Raw genomic sequence first — 15659 nt, 5'->3', positions numbered from 1 at the left:
TCATTCTGGCTTTGGACGGAAACGTTGCAGGATTGGAAATTTGTCCAAAGAGGGCGTGAATCGCTTGATATGCGGCCTCAAATCGGGAAATTCGCGCTCAAGCATCAACCGTGTCACGGCGGGCAACACGAAAAGCGTCAAAATCGTTGCGGTGATCAAACCGCCGATAACCACGATCGCCAACGGCTTTTGCACCTCAGCGCCTGTGCCAGTCGCGATTGCCATCGGAACGAAGCCCAATGACGGCACGATGGCTGTCATCAGAATGGACCTGTAGCGTTCGACTGCGCCAGAGTAGATGGCCTCAACCAATTCCACGCCAGATTCAAGACGCCCCTGAATGGCGGTCATCATCACAAGTCCATTGAGCACCGCCACGCCGGCCAGAACAATAAAGCCCACAGCAACCGAGATAGAGAATGGCAGACCCGTTGCTGCTAGCGAGAATATCCCGCCTGCAATTCCCAGAGGGACTGTGACAAATACTGCGGCAGCCATACGGAAGTTACCGAGAGCCATGACCAGCAGACCAAAGATCAACAGCGCTATGACAGGAACAACAAGATTGATTCTTGCCTGAGCGGCCTGCAGGCTTTCAAATTGCCCGCCCCATTCGAGGATGACTCCTGATGGTAGAGCGACATCGCGCTCAATTTGGGACTTCGCTTCGTTCACAAAGGAGCCAACATCGCGGCCTCGAACATTGAGCTGCACAACAACGCGCCGCTGTCCGTTTTCCCGGCTGATCTGATTGAGGCCTTCGGTTTCTTTCAGGGTAGCCAAGGATCGGAGTGGAACCGACGACCTTTTCCCGAAACCATTTTCCGGCAAAATAACTGGTAGCGCTCCGATAGCGTCGATATCGTTACGCACTTCGCCAGGTAGCCTCACAACAATATCAAACCTGCGGTCGCCCTGAAATACCAGCCCGCTTTCGGCGCCGCCCAATGCGGCGCTGACGGTTGCGGCCACTTCATCAACGGTGAGACCATGGGCTGCAATTGCCGAATTATCGAATTGCACGTCCAATGTCGGAAAGCCCTCGGTTTGCTCGACGCGGACATCCGCAGAACCTTCAATACCCGAAAAAACGGTCGCAAGCTGATTGGCAGTGGCCGACAGCTGCTCGAGGTCGTCGCCAAATACCTTGACGGCAACATCACCCCGCACACCTGCAATCAACTCATTGAAACGCATTTCAATGGGCTGACTGAACTCGTAATTCTGGCCGATGAGATTGGCTAGTTTCGCTTCCATCTGTTCCACCAGCTCTGTCTTTGAAAGCGACGGGTCGGGCCATTCATCTTTCGGACGCAAAATGATAAATGCATCGGAAATATTGACCGGCATGGGATCGCTGGCCACTTCAGCTGTTCCGGTTTTTGAATACATGAAGCGGACCTGTGGAAATTTGGAAATCTCCCGCTCGATCTGTTTTTGCATTGAAACAGATTGATCCAGCGAAGTGGACGGTATTCGGATCGATTGAAGGGACAGATCCTGTTCGTCGAGTTGCGGCATGAACTCGCTACCGAGAAAGCCGAACATACCGATCGACAGTCCAAATACGGCAAGGCCTGCCAAGGTTGCCCGTCCGGGCCATTTCAGTGCTTTTCGTAATGCCGGTTCGTATTTGCTTTTGCTCCAGCTCACCATCCGAACCTCTTTTTCAGAAACACGGCCGCTTATCAGCAGAGCCAATAATGCCGGGACCAAGGTCAGTGAGAGAATAAACGCCGATATGAGCGCAAGCATTACGGTGATGGCCATCGGCGAGAAGGTCTTTCCTTCAACACCCTGGAAGGTGAGCAATGGCACGAAAACCAGCAAAATTATCGCCTGGCCAAATAGCGAAGGCCTGATCATTTCTCTTGTTGATGCGATCACTTCTTCCAGTCGTTCGCCTAGAGATAGAAGTCGCCCTTCTTCATGTTGCCGGCCTGCCATCCGGCGCAGGAAATTTTCCACGATGATAACACTGCCGTCAACGATCAAGCCGAAATCAAGAGCGCCCAAGCTCATGAGATTTCCCGAAACGCCAAATCGATTCATGCCGATTGCCATCATCACAAAGGAAACGGGAATGACGAGCGCGGTAATCAGCGCTGCCCTGAAATTGCCAAGGAGCAGGAATAGCGCGACGATAACCAACAAAGCTCCCTCGGTCAGGTTTTTTTCAACCGTGCTGATAGTCGCATTGACCAGTTTCGAACGGTCCAGAACGACTTCTAATTTTATGTTGGGAGGCATTGTCTTGACGATTTCTGCAAGCCTTTCACCGGTTGCAGCGGCAACCGCACGGCTGTTTTCACCAAGCAGCATCAATGCGGTTCCGACAACGACTTCTTCGCCATTCTCGGTTGCCGCGCCGGTTCGCAAATCGCCGCCATTGCTGACGGATGCAACGTCACGGACGCGAACAGGAATGCCTTCGCGTGTCGCGATGATCGAATTTTCAATTTCTTCCAGCGATTTGAGTCGTGCGTCTGCCCGCACCAGAAATGCCTCTCCGCCGCGTTCAACGAAGTTTGCGCCAACAGAAAGATTGACCCTTCCAAGCGCTTCGGAAAGATCGTCAAAACCGATACCGTAGGAAGAAAGCCGAGCCGCCGAGGGGGTAACGACAAATTGTTTGGCGTAACCACCAATCGAGTCAACACCAGCGATGCCCTTGACGTTGCGCAATTGCGGTCCGATTACCCAGTCTTGAAGCGTGCGTAGATACGCCGCCTTTGAGACTTCATCGTTCAAGCGTTCACCTTCGGGAGTCAGGTATGAACCATCAGATTGCCAGCCAGAACCGCCCGCAGCTTTTCCTTTTTCAAATGGCTCGTAGCTGACCGTCCACATCAAAACCTCGCCAAGCCCTGTGGATACCGGTCCCATTGCCGGTTCGGCAGTGGCCGGCAGGCTATTGCGAACAGTGGTCAGTCTTTCGGCCACCTGTTGACGAGCAAAGTAGACGTCGGCGCTATCGTCGAATATCGCCGTAACCTGCGAAAAGCCGTTCCGGGAGATGGATCGGGTCGTCTGCAGTCCCGGAATGCCCGCCAGCGATGTTTCAACCGGATAAGTCACCAAGCGTTCAATATCGAGCGGTGAGAGAGTAGGGTCGACAGTGTTGATCTGGACCTGATTATTGGTGATGTCAGGGACAGCATCAATTGGCAGATTAACCAGATTAAAGACTCCGAGTGCCGCGACTGCAGCAAGAAACAATACGGTAAGATACCGATTGCGGACGGACATTTCGACGAGACGTGCAATCATAGCCGTTGCTCCAATGGGAATGTATTAATCAATGTTCTGCTTCGCCGCGGCCAAGTTCAGATTTCAGGAGAAAGGCGTTTTTACCGGCGATTTGTTCGCCGGACTTGAGACCGTCGACAATCTCGATTCTACCGCCGCTCTTCGCTCCGGTCGTAACGGACCGTGCACGGAAACCAGATTTGGTCTTTACAAACACGACGTTGCGTCCTTCGACGGATTGGACAGCCTCTGCGGGAACAATCAATGCCGTAGACTGATCGCTTGTCGCCTGCTGAAGTATCCGCACCCGCACATATTCTCCGGGGACGAGTCTGGCGCCTGAAGCAGGGGCAAGCACGACAATGGCCGCTCTGTTTTCCGGATCGGCAGCTGGCGTAACCGCCAATACCCGAGCGGAGATTTCACCCTCGGGCGTTTCGACCGTGGCCGCTGCTCCAGTGCTGATCTTGCGCGCATCTTCCGCAGGAACTGCCGCCTCAATTTGAATAAGGTTCGGATTGGCGATACGGAAAAGCTCATCCTGTGCGGTGACATAGGAGCCGAGAATTGCCGGGCTTGACGTTATTCGGCCGCCAATCGGTGAGCGCACAGCAATAAATCGTCCGCTGACACCTGACGCAGTGGCCGCCTGGCTTGCCCGTCTTGCTTCTGCGGCAGCCTGTTGATTTTCTGCTCTCGCCGTTTCAAGATCTGCCCGTGCGGTGATTTTCTCATCGAAGAGGCGCTGCTCACGGTTCAGCTGCGACCGGGCAAGCGCGGCCCGAGAAGCTGCCGATGTAACTTCGGAACTAATTGCGGCGGCTTCGCGGCTCTCTATGGTAGCTACTGTCTCGCCGCGCCGAACCGCATCTCCCAACCTCTTTTTGATGTTCGTGACCCTGCCTTCAGCGCCTGCACTCAATATGGCCTGCCCTTGGGGAGACGGTGCAACACTACCCTGCGCAATAATCTCGGCATCAAGCGAACTTGGAGCCACATCGAATATTCCGATTTCAGAGGCGCGCAGCTGTTCTTCTGTCATTTCGACAACGCCCTCTTCTTCGGAATGATTTTCTTCTGTGGTGTTGGCAGCGCCCTGATTTTCCGCGCTACCGCCGGTTGAGCCATTGAAAATTACTCCCAGCACAACCGCAAACGCGATGGCCAGGCCAGCGATTATGATCCATTTTCTGTTGTTCATTTTATATATCCCTGCTCGAATTTTGTGACCGTCCCGCAGTCAAACTCTGGTTTTGTGGAGGCCCGCTGTCACCGGAAAAACTGGTTTCTGTAGTGACGCAATCTGGCACCGCTATTGCGATCGACGTCAGCATGAACAGGCCGGTTAGAACAGTCAGCATGGTGAAGATGCCAGCCAATATTATGACGTGATCTACTTCCAGTTTTCTCATCTATCTGGCCGCCAATCTCAGCAGTGTAATCACCGCCTCCGCTCTCGCTACCTTGGCTTCCAACAGGCCGAGTTCAGCCGTGTCTCTTGCTGCTGCAGCGTCCAGGACATCCAACAGGGTAAATTTTCCGTATTGATATCCCAGTTGGGCCAGCCTTGATGCTTCTTCAGCTTGGGGCAGTGTCTGGCTTTCCAGAGTTTCCACCCGGCTTTGCGTTGCTTCCAGTTGATTGCTGGCAATATTATATTCCCGGTTGATCGCTACCAACCGCAAAGCGCGACGCGCCTCAGCTCCGCGAACGCTCGCTTCTGCCGCTTGAATGCTGCCCTGGTTGCGATTTCCAAACGGTATGGCAATCGAAGCACCCACGATGAACGCAGTATCCCCGCTTTCTTCAAAACGTCTGGCGCCGCCGCTTAACGTTAGATCCGGAACAGCATTTGCGCGTTCGCGCGTGACAATGGCACTGGCAGCGTCCCGGTTCGCTTCTGCGGCTTTGATCTGTAGGGATTGGGACAGGTCGGCCTCAAATTCTACGTCACCGCCGCTGAGCCAGACCGGCTCAACTTCCTGAGGTGGTGTTTGCGAGCCCCAAAGCGATGCAAGTAGCAATCTGGCGGAATATTCCTCTGCCCTTGCGGCTTCCAGTGCTGCTTCCGCTTCGCCAAGCGCAGCGTCAGCGCGCAATGCTCTAAGCGGCGGGTCACGGCCAGTTTCAACGAGGATTCTAGCAATTCTTGACAGCTCCCGGTTGCGACCGACGACGCGCGTTGCAAAGTCAAGGCGGCTCTGAGCAGCAACTGCTTCTGTATATGCCAAACGCACGGAGCTGGCCAATTCGGCCTGAGAGATAGCAGCTTCTACCTCTGCCAGGCTTGTCTGCGCTCGCGCCGCACGTGTTCTGGCTCCGCGTTTACCGCCGAGCTCCAATCTTTGCCCAACAGAAACTGTATATTCGGTTGAACGCAGGCCTTTGAAAACGCCGCTCCCGGCGACGTTTTCAACCTCTACCGAGACCTCGGGATTTGGTCCGAGGCTCGCTTGTTTTTGGTTTCCGCGCGCGATATCAATCTCTGCTTGGGAAATTTGCACGGCAGGCGATTCAGCTCCAGCGCGCACTAAGGCCTCGTTTAAACTAACACTCTGATCCTCGGCCAGAGCGGCAGTGGCAGGGCTCGCGGCAAATATCATTGCCGCACAGAGGCGCAGGCGCGCCATTTTCTTCAACATTTCTGAGAAATCCTCGCTTAACTAATTGAAATAACGCCATGAGTCTGGCGCAAGTCAGAATTAGTTCAGACGCGAGGTGGTCGTTTTAAACGGGATGAATGCGCAGACAGCGCAAATTGATCGGCATTGCTGCTGAAGCTGGAACTTACCAGATTCACTGAACCGTCGAAGCCCAGCAACCGTTCTGTGGTAACGCTGCCGTTATGGCAATGACCATGCGGACAGATTCCATGTTTACCGGCGTCATTATCCGAAGGGGCTTCATCCGAGTGTCCGGCGTCGGAAATCAACATCAGTTCGGCGTTTTGTGGTTCGCTGGCGCATTCAGCTGCTTCGGCTACCGTCATGCTCGACATAATCAGAACGAGCAAAACCGCCATCAGGCGAAAGAGCCCTGACGTTTTTTCATTTATGCCGCTGCGTTCATTCATGGTTCCGCCCAATACATTATCTCGTTAGTTCATCAAGTGCTTTTGAACAACATTTCCAATATTTCATGCAGTTAGATATGTAATATCATCAAATTTTGTGGTCTTTGATCGGTTTAAGAATTAGTAAAAATCACGAAGAATTAAGTCTTCCTAGCATTATACCAATAGCCGATAGCGATGACTCCCATTGCCACAATCTGGGCCAAAATAGACTGAACCGCAGGGAAAATTCCCAACATCGAAATCTGCAGAAAATCAGGAAGCGGAGTCACGCTTATGAAACCGGCTTCCTGTAACGCAGCAATTCCTTTTCCGGTGAGAACCACTGTCAGCACGACCATCAATGCTGAGCTGTAAGCGAAAAACTTACCTATCGGCAATTTCCGGCTGTAGCTTAGCATTGCCCAGGCAATGGCCATAAGCAAAAAGATCGCGGCTCCAGAGCCAACCAGAATGATCATACCATTGTCCGCAGTCCAGAGCGCCGCAAAAAACAGTATTGTCTCAAAGACCTCACGGTAAACGACAATGAATGCTAGCCCAAAGAGAAACCATGCAGATCCCCGCGACAATACTTTGCTCATTGTTTCGCGGATATAGCGTTGCCACTCATCGGCGCGGGACTTGCCGTGCATCCACAAGCCCACAAAAAGCAGGATTACCGCTGCAAATAGCGAACCAAAGCCTTCGGTCAGTTCACGGCTAGCGCCGCTGATACCTATGAGATAGGTGGCAGCGAACCATGTGATGCCGCCTGCGAGAAGCGCCGTTATCCAGCCCCCATGCACATACAACATGACTTCGGGACGTTCGGCTTTGCGCAGAAACGCAATCATGGCAACCACGATCAGTAATGCCTCCAGCCCTTCGCGCAGCAATATCGTGAAGGCTCCTACGAAAGCCGATGCCTGGCTGGCTTGATCGGCGTCCAACGCGGACTCTGCTTCCGAAAAAAGCCGATCAAGCGCGTCGATCCGGCTCTCCACCTCTGCTACAGGAAGATCGTCACCGATAGCAGCGCGGACACGGGCCATCGAGCGTTCAATGGCTTTTAGCAAAGAGGGATCGCGAGAGGCCAGCGCAGGTTCCAGAGGTTCAAAGCCGTCAAGATACGCAGATAATGCTAGAGTTTCTGCCTCGTCTTTTCTGCCTGCTTGATAAGCAGCAAAACTTTCTTTTAGTTTGGTCCGCGATAGTGCCAGAGAACCGCTTGAGGTAGCCCCAATGGCATCCGGGTGGTTCCGCAGGAATGCCATCACCGCATCTGCTTTTTCTGGTCCAATCTGCTTTCCAAGATTGGCAGGAGTCATGCTTGCCAGAGCTGCGAGATCAGGAAACAGAGCGCGAATAGACGCGTCATTTTCCCAAAGCTCTTCTCCCTTGGATGCCTCAGCAAATGCAAAGCCGCCCACATAGGCGGCCATGTCCCAAAGATCCTGAGCAGGCAAATCGGCAAAACTCTGCATTGCTGTCCCGTCAAGCCCCTGACCTATAACCTGATAAAGTGCGAACAGGCTGCGTTCTCTTGCTCGAGCGCCATCGGTAAAAGCAATAGGAGCGGGGTCGAGCTGCTCTGCATTCGGCCCTTGGCCGTTACCAGACATGCCGTGGCAACTGGCACAATTTTGAGCATATAGCCGTTTGCCATTTTGTATGTTTGGTGCAATTTTGGGTGCAAGTGGAACAGGATAACTGCGTAGCAACTCCGTTGCCAGCAGGCGTGCCTGCCGCGCGACTTTATCCGGAGACGTTTTATTATCAATGGCCGCATTAAGCTCGTCACCTTTTGCAACCAGGTCGGCTCGACCCGGCTTTGGTGGCAGCTTTGCCAAACCGTCGACGACAGCTCCCGAAAACTCCTCCATTTCGGAATATTCAGCGTCGTTTGTCACCTTGCCTTTATCTACTGCGCCGGGATAATCGACCGCAATATAATCCAGCAATCGCCACAGCGTTTCAACCTCGGCAATTTTTACCTGCGCATAAGCCGGAATAGAAATGGCGGCCAGCATCAAGAGCGATATCAGAATGAATGATATTCTAGCAAAATGACGCATTAGGTTCGCAATTCTCTCAGGCATTTTGAAGCTGCATTTCGGCAACCGCGTTTTGTATGATTTGGTATGCTGAGTGAATGAAAAGCATCGCAATAACGGCAGCCACGGCGATATCGGGCCAGGCTTTTCCGGTCCACGCCACGAGACCGGCAGCACCTATTACAGCGACGTTTGCGATCGCGTCATTGCGGCTGAACAGCCATATGGCTTGAACATTTGCATCACCATCACGAAACTGTGACAGAACGTAAGCCGACGCTATATTTATCCCGAGCGCGACAAAACCAATTACCCCCATAATACCGGCTTCTGGCATTCCCGGACTCATAGCCCGCCAGATGGCAAACCCGATCACGCCTATACCTAGCAGTCCGAGAAAAATGCCTTGGACGAGCGCCACACGCGAACGCGCAAGCGCTGTCCACCCAAGTGCGAAAAGCCCGATCAGCGTGATTGAGCCATCACCCAGAAAATCGAGCGCGTCTGCCTTGAGTGCCTGACTATCAGCAACAAATCCGCCAATAATCTCGCATAGCCCAAACCCGATGTTGAGGATCACAACAATCCACAAAGCACGCCGGTATGCTGGATCATCCTGAGCCCTTACGGCATCACCAGCGCAGGCGCAGCCATCTTCATCATTCTTACTCATAGGGTTGCTCTACAACCTCTAGTGACTGTAGAAGCAAGCAGTTTTTGCAAATGCAAGTCATTAGGAGGTTATTTTGGCAAAGATGATGATTGGCGAACTTGGAAATCGCACAGGCACCAAAGTGAATACCATTCGGTATTACGAAGATATCGGGATATTGCCCCCACCTGTGCGGACAGATTCAGGGCGACGCACCTATGCTGAATGCGACGTAAAAAGACTATCTTTTATAAGGCATAGCCGCAGCTTCGGCTTTTCCCTTGCTGAAATTAGGTCGCTTCTAAGTCTATCAGATAGTCCAGAACAGGATTGCACTCTGGCATCGACCATCGCAAAATCGCATCTTGAACGAATTGATATGAAGATAAGCCAGCTTGAAGGATTGCGGCATTCGCTCTTGGCGTTTGCGATATCTTGTTCCGGTGGGCGAGCGGAGAATTGCGAAATCATTGGTGCACTCTGCGAAGTTTCACTTCCCCAGCGGACCCCCGGTTCCACAGGCATCGGCGCAGCAATTATCAGGCCTGATTTTTCATAGACAAAATTTGATTCGCCGACACTTATGCACCCTGTAGTAACTATAGGATCAAACGATGAAAATTGGAGCACTGGCAAAGGCGACAAAGACAAAAGTTGAAACCGTCCGCAACTATGAGAAATTCGGCCTGTTACCGCCCCCAGCACGAACGACTTCAAACTACCGGGATTACGGAAGCGACCATCTCGCCAGGCTTCCGTTCATCCGCCGTGCCCGAAATCTCGGCTTTACCCTGAAGGCACTGCGCGAATTGCTGGAATTATCGGACAATCAAGATCAATCCTGTGAAGCAGTTGATGATATTGCGAGCAGGCACCTTGCCGAGATTGATCAGAAAATTGACGACCTGACCACGCTACGTTCTGAGCTGGATCGCTTGATTGGTGCTTGTCAGCATGGAACAGTAGGGGAATGCAAAATCATTGAGACGCTGGCACCGAGAATTTAAAGATGGCAGAAAGGATCTGGCGCATCGCGAGTTCTGTCAACGAATTCCAGTATTTGCAAATATTCCCGTGACCGCTTTCGGCCCCGCCGGAGCTACATGTGAATGACCTAAACGAGGGCGCGAAGTAGCCATCCTATCGCACTACTGATCCCCCAGGAGGCCACCCGCTTCCAATAAATATCGACCATAAATTGCGAAACATAGTCCTTTGTCCACGGTGCGGAATCTATCTTGCGACTAGCCAAGCAAAATTATCCGAAAAAATTATTCACCAGAACCTTTGGGTGTTTTTTTACCACGTCCTATAACCTTTAGATAACTATGTAATCGAGGTATATTATGGACAAAAACTATCCGGATGAGAACGCCAAAGGCCAAGTCTCACCGCCCGCTACTAAGAGGAAACCCCTATCAAAAGCTGCAAAAGAACGTCGCCGTATTAAAAAGCTGCAGCGCCAATATCCGACGGGTAAATTCTCTCAAATTGGTTCTGACCCTGAACCAGGTTTTCCAAATTTGCCACCGGAAGCCAATGCCTACATTCTCAACGAACTACGCAGGACACTCCGGTCCGGAAGAACGGCCTACGGAAAAAACATGGCAAAGTCCGTCATGAAAGTTTTCGGCCGCTTGCCCAGCGATGAACCTGCTGAACTTGAAAACTGGATCAATTGGCTTTGCCGGAACCGGGAAGAATTGATCAGCGGCAAATATTCTCCCAGTAAACTGAATGATGCATCGCAAGATCCTGAAGCGAGCAGAGCAGTCCTGGATGAAGGAAGCTCACTAAAGTCGGAATTTTCCGATATGCACAACCAACGTTCGGATCTCGGCAAAGCTCCAGAGAATTTGGCAATAACTGATGAGGCTCCACCCCCCAAGGGTCAAAATAGCTTGCCCGATCAGGACCATGATCAAATGAAAAACAATTTGACCGAGGGGGAAGAGGTCAAGCGTTTTGAAGACGTTCCAACGCCGACCGCAACTCAGGATCGCGGGGCAGCAACTTTGGACAAGGTGTCTAAAGAACCATCATACCAACCTGCGAATTATGCGCCCAGCGATTCTGCCGTTCAACCGCATATCGAATATGTGGAGCATGCTACCAACGGGTCAGTCGCTAAAATGCCGGACAAATTCGACTTTTATTTCAAGAAGGATGGTGCTGGCAAAGCAAACAAATTCTTTGGAAGCATCCGGTTTAACGAGAGCCTAGAACAAGTCCTCGAGAACGCTGGTGCTCTTGCGTCAGACAAAGCGGCCGTAGATGAGGTTTTAAACCGAGGCCCGACAGAGCGGGCTTATCTGATTAAAGCGATGCGCGAACTACAGGTCCCTTTACCATGAGAAACCATGTCCAAAAGGGGCCTAAACTTAAGCAGGATGAATGTGGGATTCCCACATTTTATTGCCATCGTGTCGCTACGCTTCGTGACGGCATGCAGGTTTTCAGTTCGTTACTAGATTTTAGCGGAGGAGAAATCTGATGTCAGGCGGTTCCAAGCCGAAGCGGAAAGACCTTCGCACTTCGCGGCCCCGTATCGTTGTCCATTTTGGAAGCAAAGAAGAGGTCGAGTTCGTTAAAAAGTCAGCGCAGGGTGCCTCAACCTCTGAATATTGCCGCGAGCGCATCTTATTGTCAAACGGCTTCCGAGATCCCGTATACGACATAACGTCGAGGTTGTTGGTTACAGTAAATCTCGTTCAGAATGATCTATTCACAATTTGCGACGTTATCCGGGCCCTTACTTCGTTGCGTAAAGCTATCCCGAAGCAATCCGATGGTAGGCCAATCCAAACCCCTGAGATGTCCCGTCTGATCCAGCAAGCGAGCGATGCAATCGCCACAATGATTGAGAGAAACAGCGAGCGAATGGAGATAGATCACGATCTGGTCAAAATTTCTCGGGAGATCGTCAATTTACTGACCGACCGCGAGATCAACAATCGTTCTTCTGCGATCACTGACTGGCGTAAGCCGACGCCATGATCATCAAAATCTGGCAATATCGCGATCAAATAAAAGATCTTGTAGGCGGAGCGGCAAAACAAGCGCGCAGCTTTGATATCGCGATAGGCTGCTCCTCATACATAATCGGGCTCGCTGCCTCGGGCGAGCACCATCATGCTTTTGTGACCGCAGAACGAGTTGGTGAATATGCAATAATGGACCCGGAAGGTGAGGGGTCGCATCGTATAGTAGAGCGATACGCCGACAATCTGTCTTCAAATAAGGTCCAAGATCATGTCAGAGATATGGCCGTATATGCAGCTGGCGCAGGTCTCGACCGCCTTTGGCACATGACATGGAGCCATCGCAAAGGCGAAGCGGTCGACAGCGCATCAATGAGGCGTCAGCGAGCAACGATCTGCCGTATAATGGGAATCGAAGAATGTCCGTCAGTAGGCGCATTTCACGGTGATACCCCAAACTCCCACGGTCATCATCTCTCTGTTTCTATCAATGCCGCAACTGGCGGCAATGTAAGTTTTGGATACGGCTGGTGGAAAGAAGCCGCACAAATCGCGATCGCTGTTTGTGAATATCAAGAGGGCCTCGGGCCCGAACCGAACAGGAGATATGTGGCAGACGAAACCGGCGTCTATCATACCTTCTCAGACATAAAAATTGCAGACGCGCGCGGTTCAATAATCAAAAATGCTGATGGGAAGGTTGACCATCAGCTCATTCATAGCATCCAGAGCCAGCATGAAATTATCTTTGATAACAACAAAGCGGGACCAAAAGACCTCGCCGGTGAAGAATGGCCTATGTCAAGAGTTGCGCACATTCTTGCAGCACCCCGGATACAAAATGCGAAAGACTGGCCTGATCTCCACAGTAGGCTGGCGCGAGTAGGACTTCGCTATGTTAAAGTTGGTAACACAGCTGTTCTTGAAACCGTGCCGCAAAATGGAAAGCAGAAATCTTTAAAAATTGCAGCAGGAAAGGCTTACTCGAACGCAGCGTTAGGCAAGCTGCAGGCCAAGTTCGGCACACCCTATGTTCCGCCTTGTCCAAGCCTAAAAATCAGGCCGTTCGTAATGCCGCGCTTCGACAAGCCAACCACCGATGCGAAAAAGGAAAACTCGGCGGCAAGATGGGACCTTTCCCAGGAAGCAAAAAAACTCACCTCTCACATGCAAACCGATAATCTTCATCGACAGGAAGATTATCGTGATGGCAAAAAGGGCGCAAATTACAATTATCTAGCAAGCAGGCAACGTCAAATGGCTGAAGAGGAGCTATCCGTTGCCAAGCAATTTGCTGTAGCCATCGGAGCGAGACGAGCCCGCCGCAAGCGATCGCCGGACACGGGCAAGCTGCTGCCAAAACCTACAATATCCACACAATTTTTGGCAATTATATGGAGCAGGTTCAAGCCAGATAATGGAAAGGTCAAAGCTGATATCAAGGGCAAGTTGGCAAAGCGATACCAGATTAAGAAGCGGCTTGGCCGGATTGAATATTACGAAGGTATGCGGCTGATGTTCGTAGAGACTCAAAACATGATCGCCATCAGATCAACTGCGCGGCGAGCGCAGATTGATGCGCTTCGTCTTGCCGCAGCGAAACTTTCATCGGTTCGAATTTTTGGCAAACCTGCTGCAATTGCCAACACTGTATTTTTGGCCGCTGAACTTGGGCTGCAGCTCGAAGACCAGCAAAAGTCTTCCGGTGAAAAACACTGCGACAAGATTGAAAGGGAACGTCATCGCGGGATTCTAGAACGACACCGAATTTGGCTCGATTTGGTTCCAAAACTCAGGATTTATCGGGATAAAGAGCGAGCAGCCAAACAAAAGCGGCGCAAGCAAGCTGAGTTGTTCACAGATTCCAAAATTGAGACTTTAGGAATGCGCAATCAGATCGCGCGGGAGGCGGCACGAAACAAACAATTGAACGATCCATTGCCAGGAAGGGCCAGCCGAATATTAGACAATATGGATCGAAACACCTTGCTTCTGGCCTCTTCGCGGGGAACACGCGGCGGCTATCGCTATCTCGATGATCCTGCACTGTTTAATGCTTTTTCAAAAACTCCTGAGGCGTTGCTTTTATCGGAAACACAAATGCGGCTCGAAGCAATCGAGCATATACAAATGGAGCAACGAAAATGGTTTTGCGCCGCTATGCATTCAGATCGGATCATTGTTAAGGAGGGCAAGGTTGAAATTTCCAAACCAGAGGATCACTGGGTTATGGCGTTTTACGAGCAACAAAAAGATGATCCGACGTTCAACCGCTTAATAGCAGTATCTTACCTGCGGCCAGACCGCTTTAAGTTTGATACTGATATACCGCCGGAAATTGTTACATGGCGCTCCGCGCGCGCTACCAATAAACAACAAATGGCCGATTATATTGCCGATGAACTGCATCTGCGGGCAAGAACCGATAAGCGCGATCCTAAGAGCGGAGCCGAAGAATGCAGGCGGATATTTAATCTCATACCGTATGAAGCGCAGGCCTTGCGCGATACGCCGGGACATTTTCTCAGCCAGTATAAAAACTGGTCCTTTCGTAAACCTGACGAGAGTGAAGCTCAGTGGGAGCGTAGACGTAAACTAATTATCCGTAACAATAATTCTTGGGGCCGCTGACGCTTCAGCGGACATCTGTGTTGTAGAAGAAAAAATACATTGAAAGTGCTTTGCCGGTGAAGCCGGCAGGTGAGAGGAAAAAAGAGCAGTAGCGCTCGGCAAAGCCTCGCCGGTTTCCCAACAGGAGAAACCAAAATGAACATGTTACAAAACCAATCAGAGCTGGAGGAAATTTCCAGACGGCTTGACCGTGAAGAAGGCTACCGCGTGCTGCGCGCCGTCCCGAAACGCTTTTCTCATATGCCGGAAGACGGCGTGCCGCCCGATGGCAGATGCATTGCAATTTTAGACACTGAAACTTCGGGACTAAACGTTCATGAAGACAAGCTGATCGAACTCGCGATTATGCTGGTGTGGGTGGATGATGACGGAGAGGTCAGCGGGCACATGGGGCCGGTAAGTTGGCTGCAAGATCCCGGAATAGAACTGGAACCGGAGATCACGTTGATCACCGGCCTTGCCAATCATCATTTGGCCCACAAGCAGATTGATGATGCAGCAGCATTGGGCTTCCTCGATCGAGCGGATCTGCTGGTCGCCCAGAACGCAAAATTTGATTTGGCTTGGATCGAGCAGCGCTATCCAAAACTGAAAGGCAAGGCCTGGGCTTGTTCCTGCAGCGAGATCGACTGGTTGAAGCTTGGCTACGAAGGACGCTCGCAACAACATCTGCTGGCTCAGCATGGCTGGTTTACCAATGCCCATAGGGCTGAGGCAGACGTCTGGTCATTGTTCTGGTTGCTGCAGCAGCGTCAGCGGGGGCCAGGCGACAGTCCGGTCCAGAGCCATCTGCAGCGTCTGCTGCAAGCTGCCGAGACGCCGACCGTGCTCGTTGAAGCGTTGCGCGCGCCATATTCTGCAAAGGATAAGCTCAAGGCTCGAGGTTATCGGTGGGATGCTGGGCGCCGCATCTGGTGCAAAGAAATGGCAGAGGAAAAGCTGGCTGTTGAACGCAGCTGGTTCCGAACCGAGGGACTTCCACTGTTCGGAGCTAAAACGATGACCGCAACTGAGCGTCACCGGTAAAAATTAATCAC

Annotated in this window: 13 protein-coding genes; 6 read left to right on the top strand and 7 right to left on the bottom strand. The window is 51.7% G+C overall.

Annotated elements, in window-relative coordinates:
• From BOSE62_RS09980 to BOSE62_RS09955, 7 genes are all read right to left on the bottom strand, one after another.
• Nucleotides 1–3270, bottom strand: coding sequence for an efflux RND transporter permease subunit (locus tag BOSE62_RS09980; RefSeq protein WP_100093797.1), 3270 nt, complete (start codon nt 3268–3270; stop codon nt 1–3).
• Nucleotides 3271–3298: 28 nt separating this feature from the next.
• The gene (locus BOSE62_RS09975) at nt 3299–4450 is read right to left on the bottom strand and encodes an efflux RND transporter periplasmic adaptor subunit (protein ID WP_100093798.1); all 1152 of its coding nucleotides are present in this window, start codon (nt 4448–4450) and stop codon (nt 3299–3301) included.
• A 1-nt stretch (nt 4451) separates the two neighbouring features.
• Nucleotides 4452–4661: a hypothetical protein gene (locus BOSE62_RS17375; RefSeq protein ID WP_100093799.1), complete on the bottom strand. Its 210-nt coding sequence runs from the start codon at nt 4659–4661 to the stop codon at nt 4452–4454.
• Complete coding sequence (locus tag BOSE62_RS09970) at nt 4662–5891, bottom strand: TolC family protein (RefSeq protein WP_236553972.1); 1230 nt, start codon at nt 5889–5891, stop codon at nt 4662–4664.
• Nucleotides 5892–5956: 65 nt separating this feature from the next.
• Complete coding sequence (locus tag BOSE62_RS09965; RefSeq protein ID WP_159645580.1) at nt 5957–6322, bottom strand: hypothetical protein; 366 nt, start codon at nt 6320–6322, stop codon at nt 5957–5959.
• A 140-nt stretch (nt 6323–6462) separates the two neighbouring features.
• Nucleotides 6463–8379 carry a cytochrome c/FTR1 family iron permease gene (locus tag BOSE62_RS09960; RefSeq protein WP_236553971.1) on the bottom strand — a complete coding sequence of 639 codons (1917 nt, stop codon included), beginning with the start codon at nt 8377–8379 and terminating at the stop codon, nt 6463–6465.
• A gap of 16 nt (nt 8380–8395) precedes the next feature.
• Nucleotides 8396–9031 carry a cation transporter gene (locus tag BOSE62_RS09955; protein ID WP_100093802.1) on the bottom strand — a complete coding sequence of 212 codons (636 nt, stop codon included), beginning with the start codon at nt 9029–9031 and terminating at the stop codon, nt 8396–8398.
• A gap of 82 nt (nt 9032–9113) precedes the next feature.
• On the opposite strand from BOSE62_RS09955, the gene BOSE62_RS09950 reads away from it, so the two are divergent.
• The 6 genes from BOSE62_RS09950 (at nt 9114) to BOSE62_RS09925 (ending at nt 15648) form a co-directional block, all read left to right on the top strand.
• Nucleotides 9114–9569, top strand: a complete 456-nt coding sequence (locus tag BOSE62_RS09950) for a MerR family transcriptional regulator (RefSeq protein WP_100093803.1) — start codon at nt 9114–9116, stop codon at nt 9567–9569.
• Between the two features lie 55 nt (nt 9570–9624).
• Entirely contained in the window at nt 9625–10017 is a 393-nt protein-coding gene (locus BOSE62_RS09945; RefSeq protein ID WP_100093804.1) for a MerR family transcriptional regulator, read from the top strand.
• 339 nt (nt 10018–10356) lie between these two features.
• On the top strand, nt 10357–11364 hold the full coding sequence (locus tag BOSE62_RS09940) for a hypothetical protein (RefSeq protein ID WP_123906290.1): 1008 nt from the start codon (nt 10357–10359) through the stop codon (nt 11362–11364).
• A 139-nt stretch (nt 11365–11503) separates the two neighbouring features.
• Entirely contained in the window at nt 11504–12007 is a 504-nt protein-coding gene (locus BOSE62_RS09935) for a hypothetical protein (protein ID WP_100093806.1), read from the top strand.
• Nucleotides 12004–14622 carry a relaxase/mobilization nuclease domain-containing protein gene (locus BOSE62_RS09930; RefSeq protein WP_100093807.1) on the top strand — a complete coding sequence of 873 codons (2619 nt, stop codon included), beginning with the start codon at nt 12004–12006 and terminating at the stop codon, nt 14620–14622. The genes BOSE62_RS09935 and BOSE62_RS09930 overlap by 4 nt, the downstream gene beginning before the upstream one ends.
• Before the next feature lie 135 nt (nt 14623–14757).
• Nucleotides 14758–15648 carry a 3'-5' exonuclease gene (locus BOSE62_RS09925; protein WP_100093808.1) on the top strand — a complete coding sequence of 297 codons (891 nt, stop codon included), beginning with the start codon at nt 14758–14760 and terminating at the stop codon, nt 15646–15648.
• Nucleotides 15649–15659 lie beyond the last annotated feature (11 nt).

Source organism: Sphingorhabdus sp. 109, assembly GCF_902506555.1.
GTDB lineage: Bacteria > Pseudomonadota > Alphaproteobacteria > Sphingomonadales > Sphingomonadaceae > Parasphingorhabdus.
Note: the sequence above shows the minus strand (reverse complement) of the source record. Positions and strands in the feature narration are given on the sequence as shown.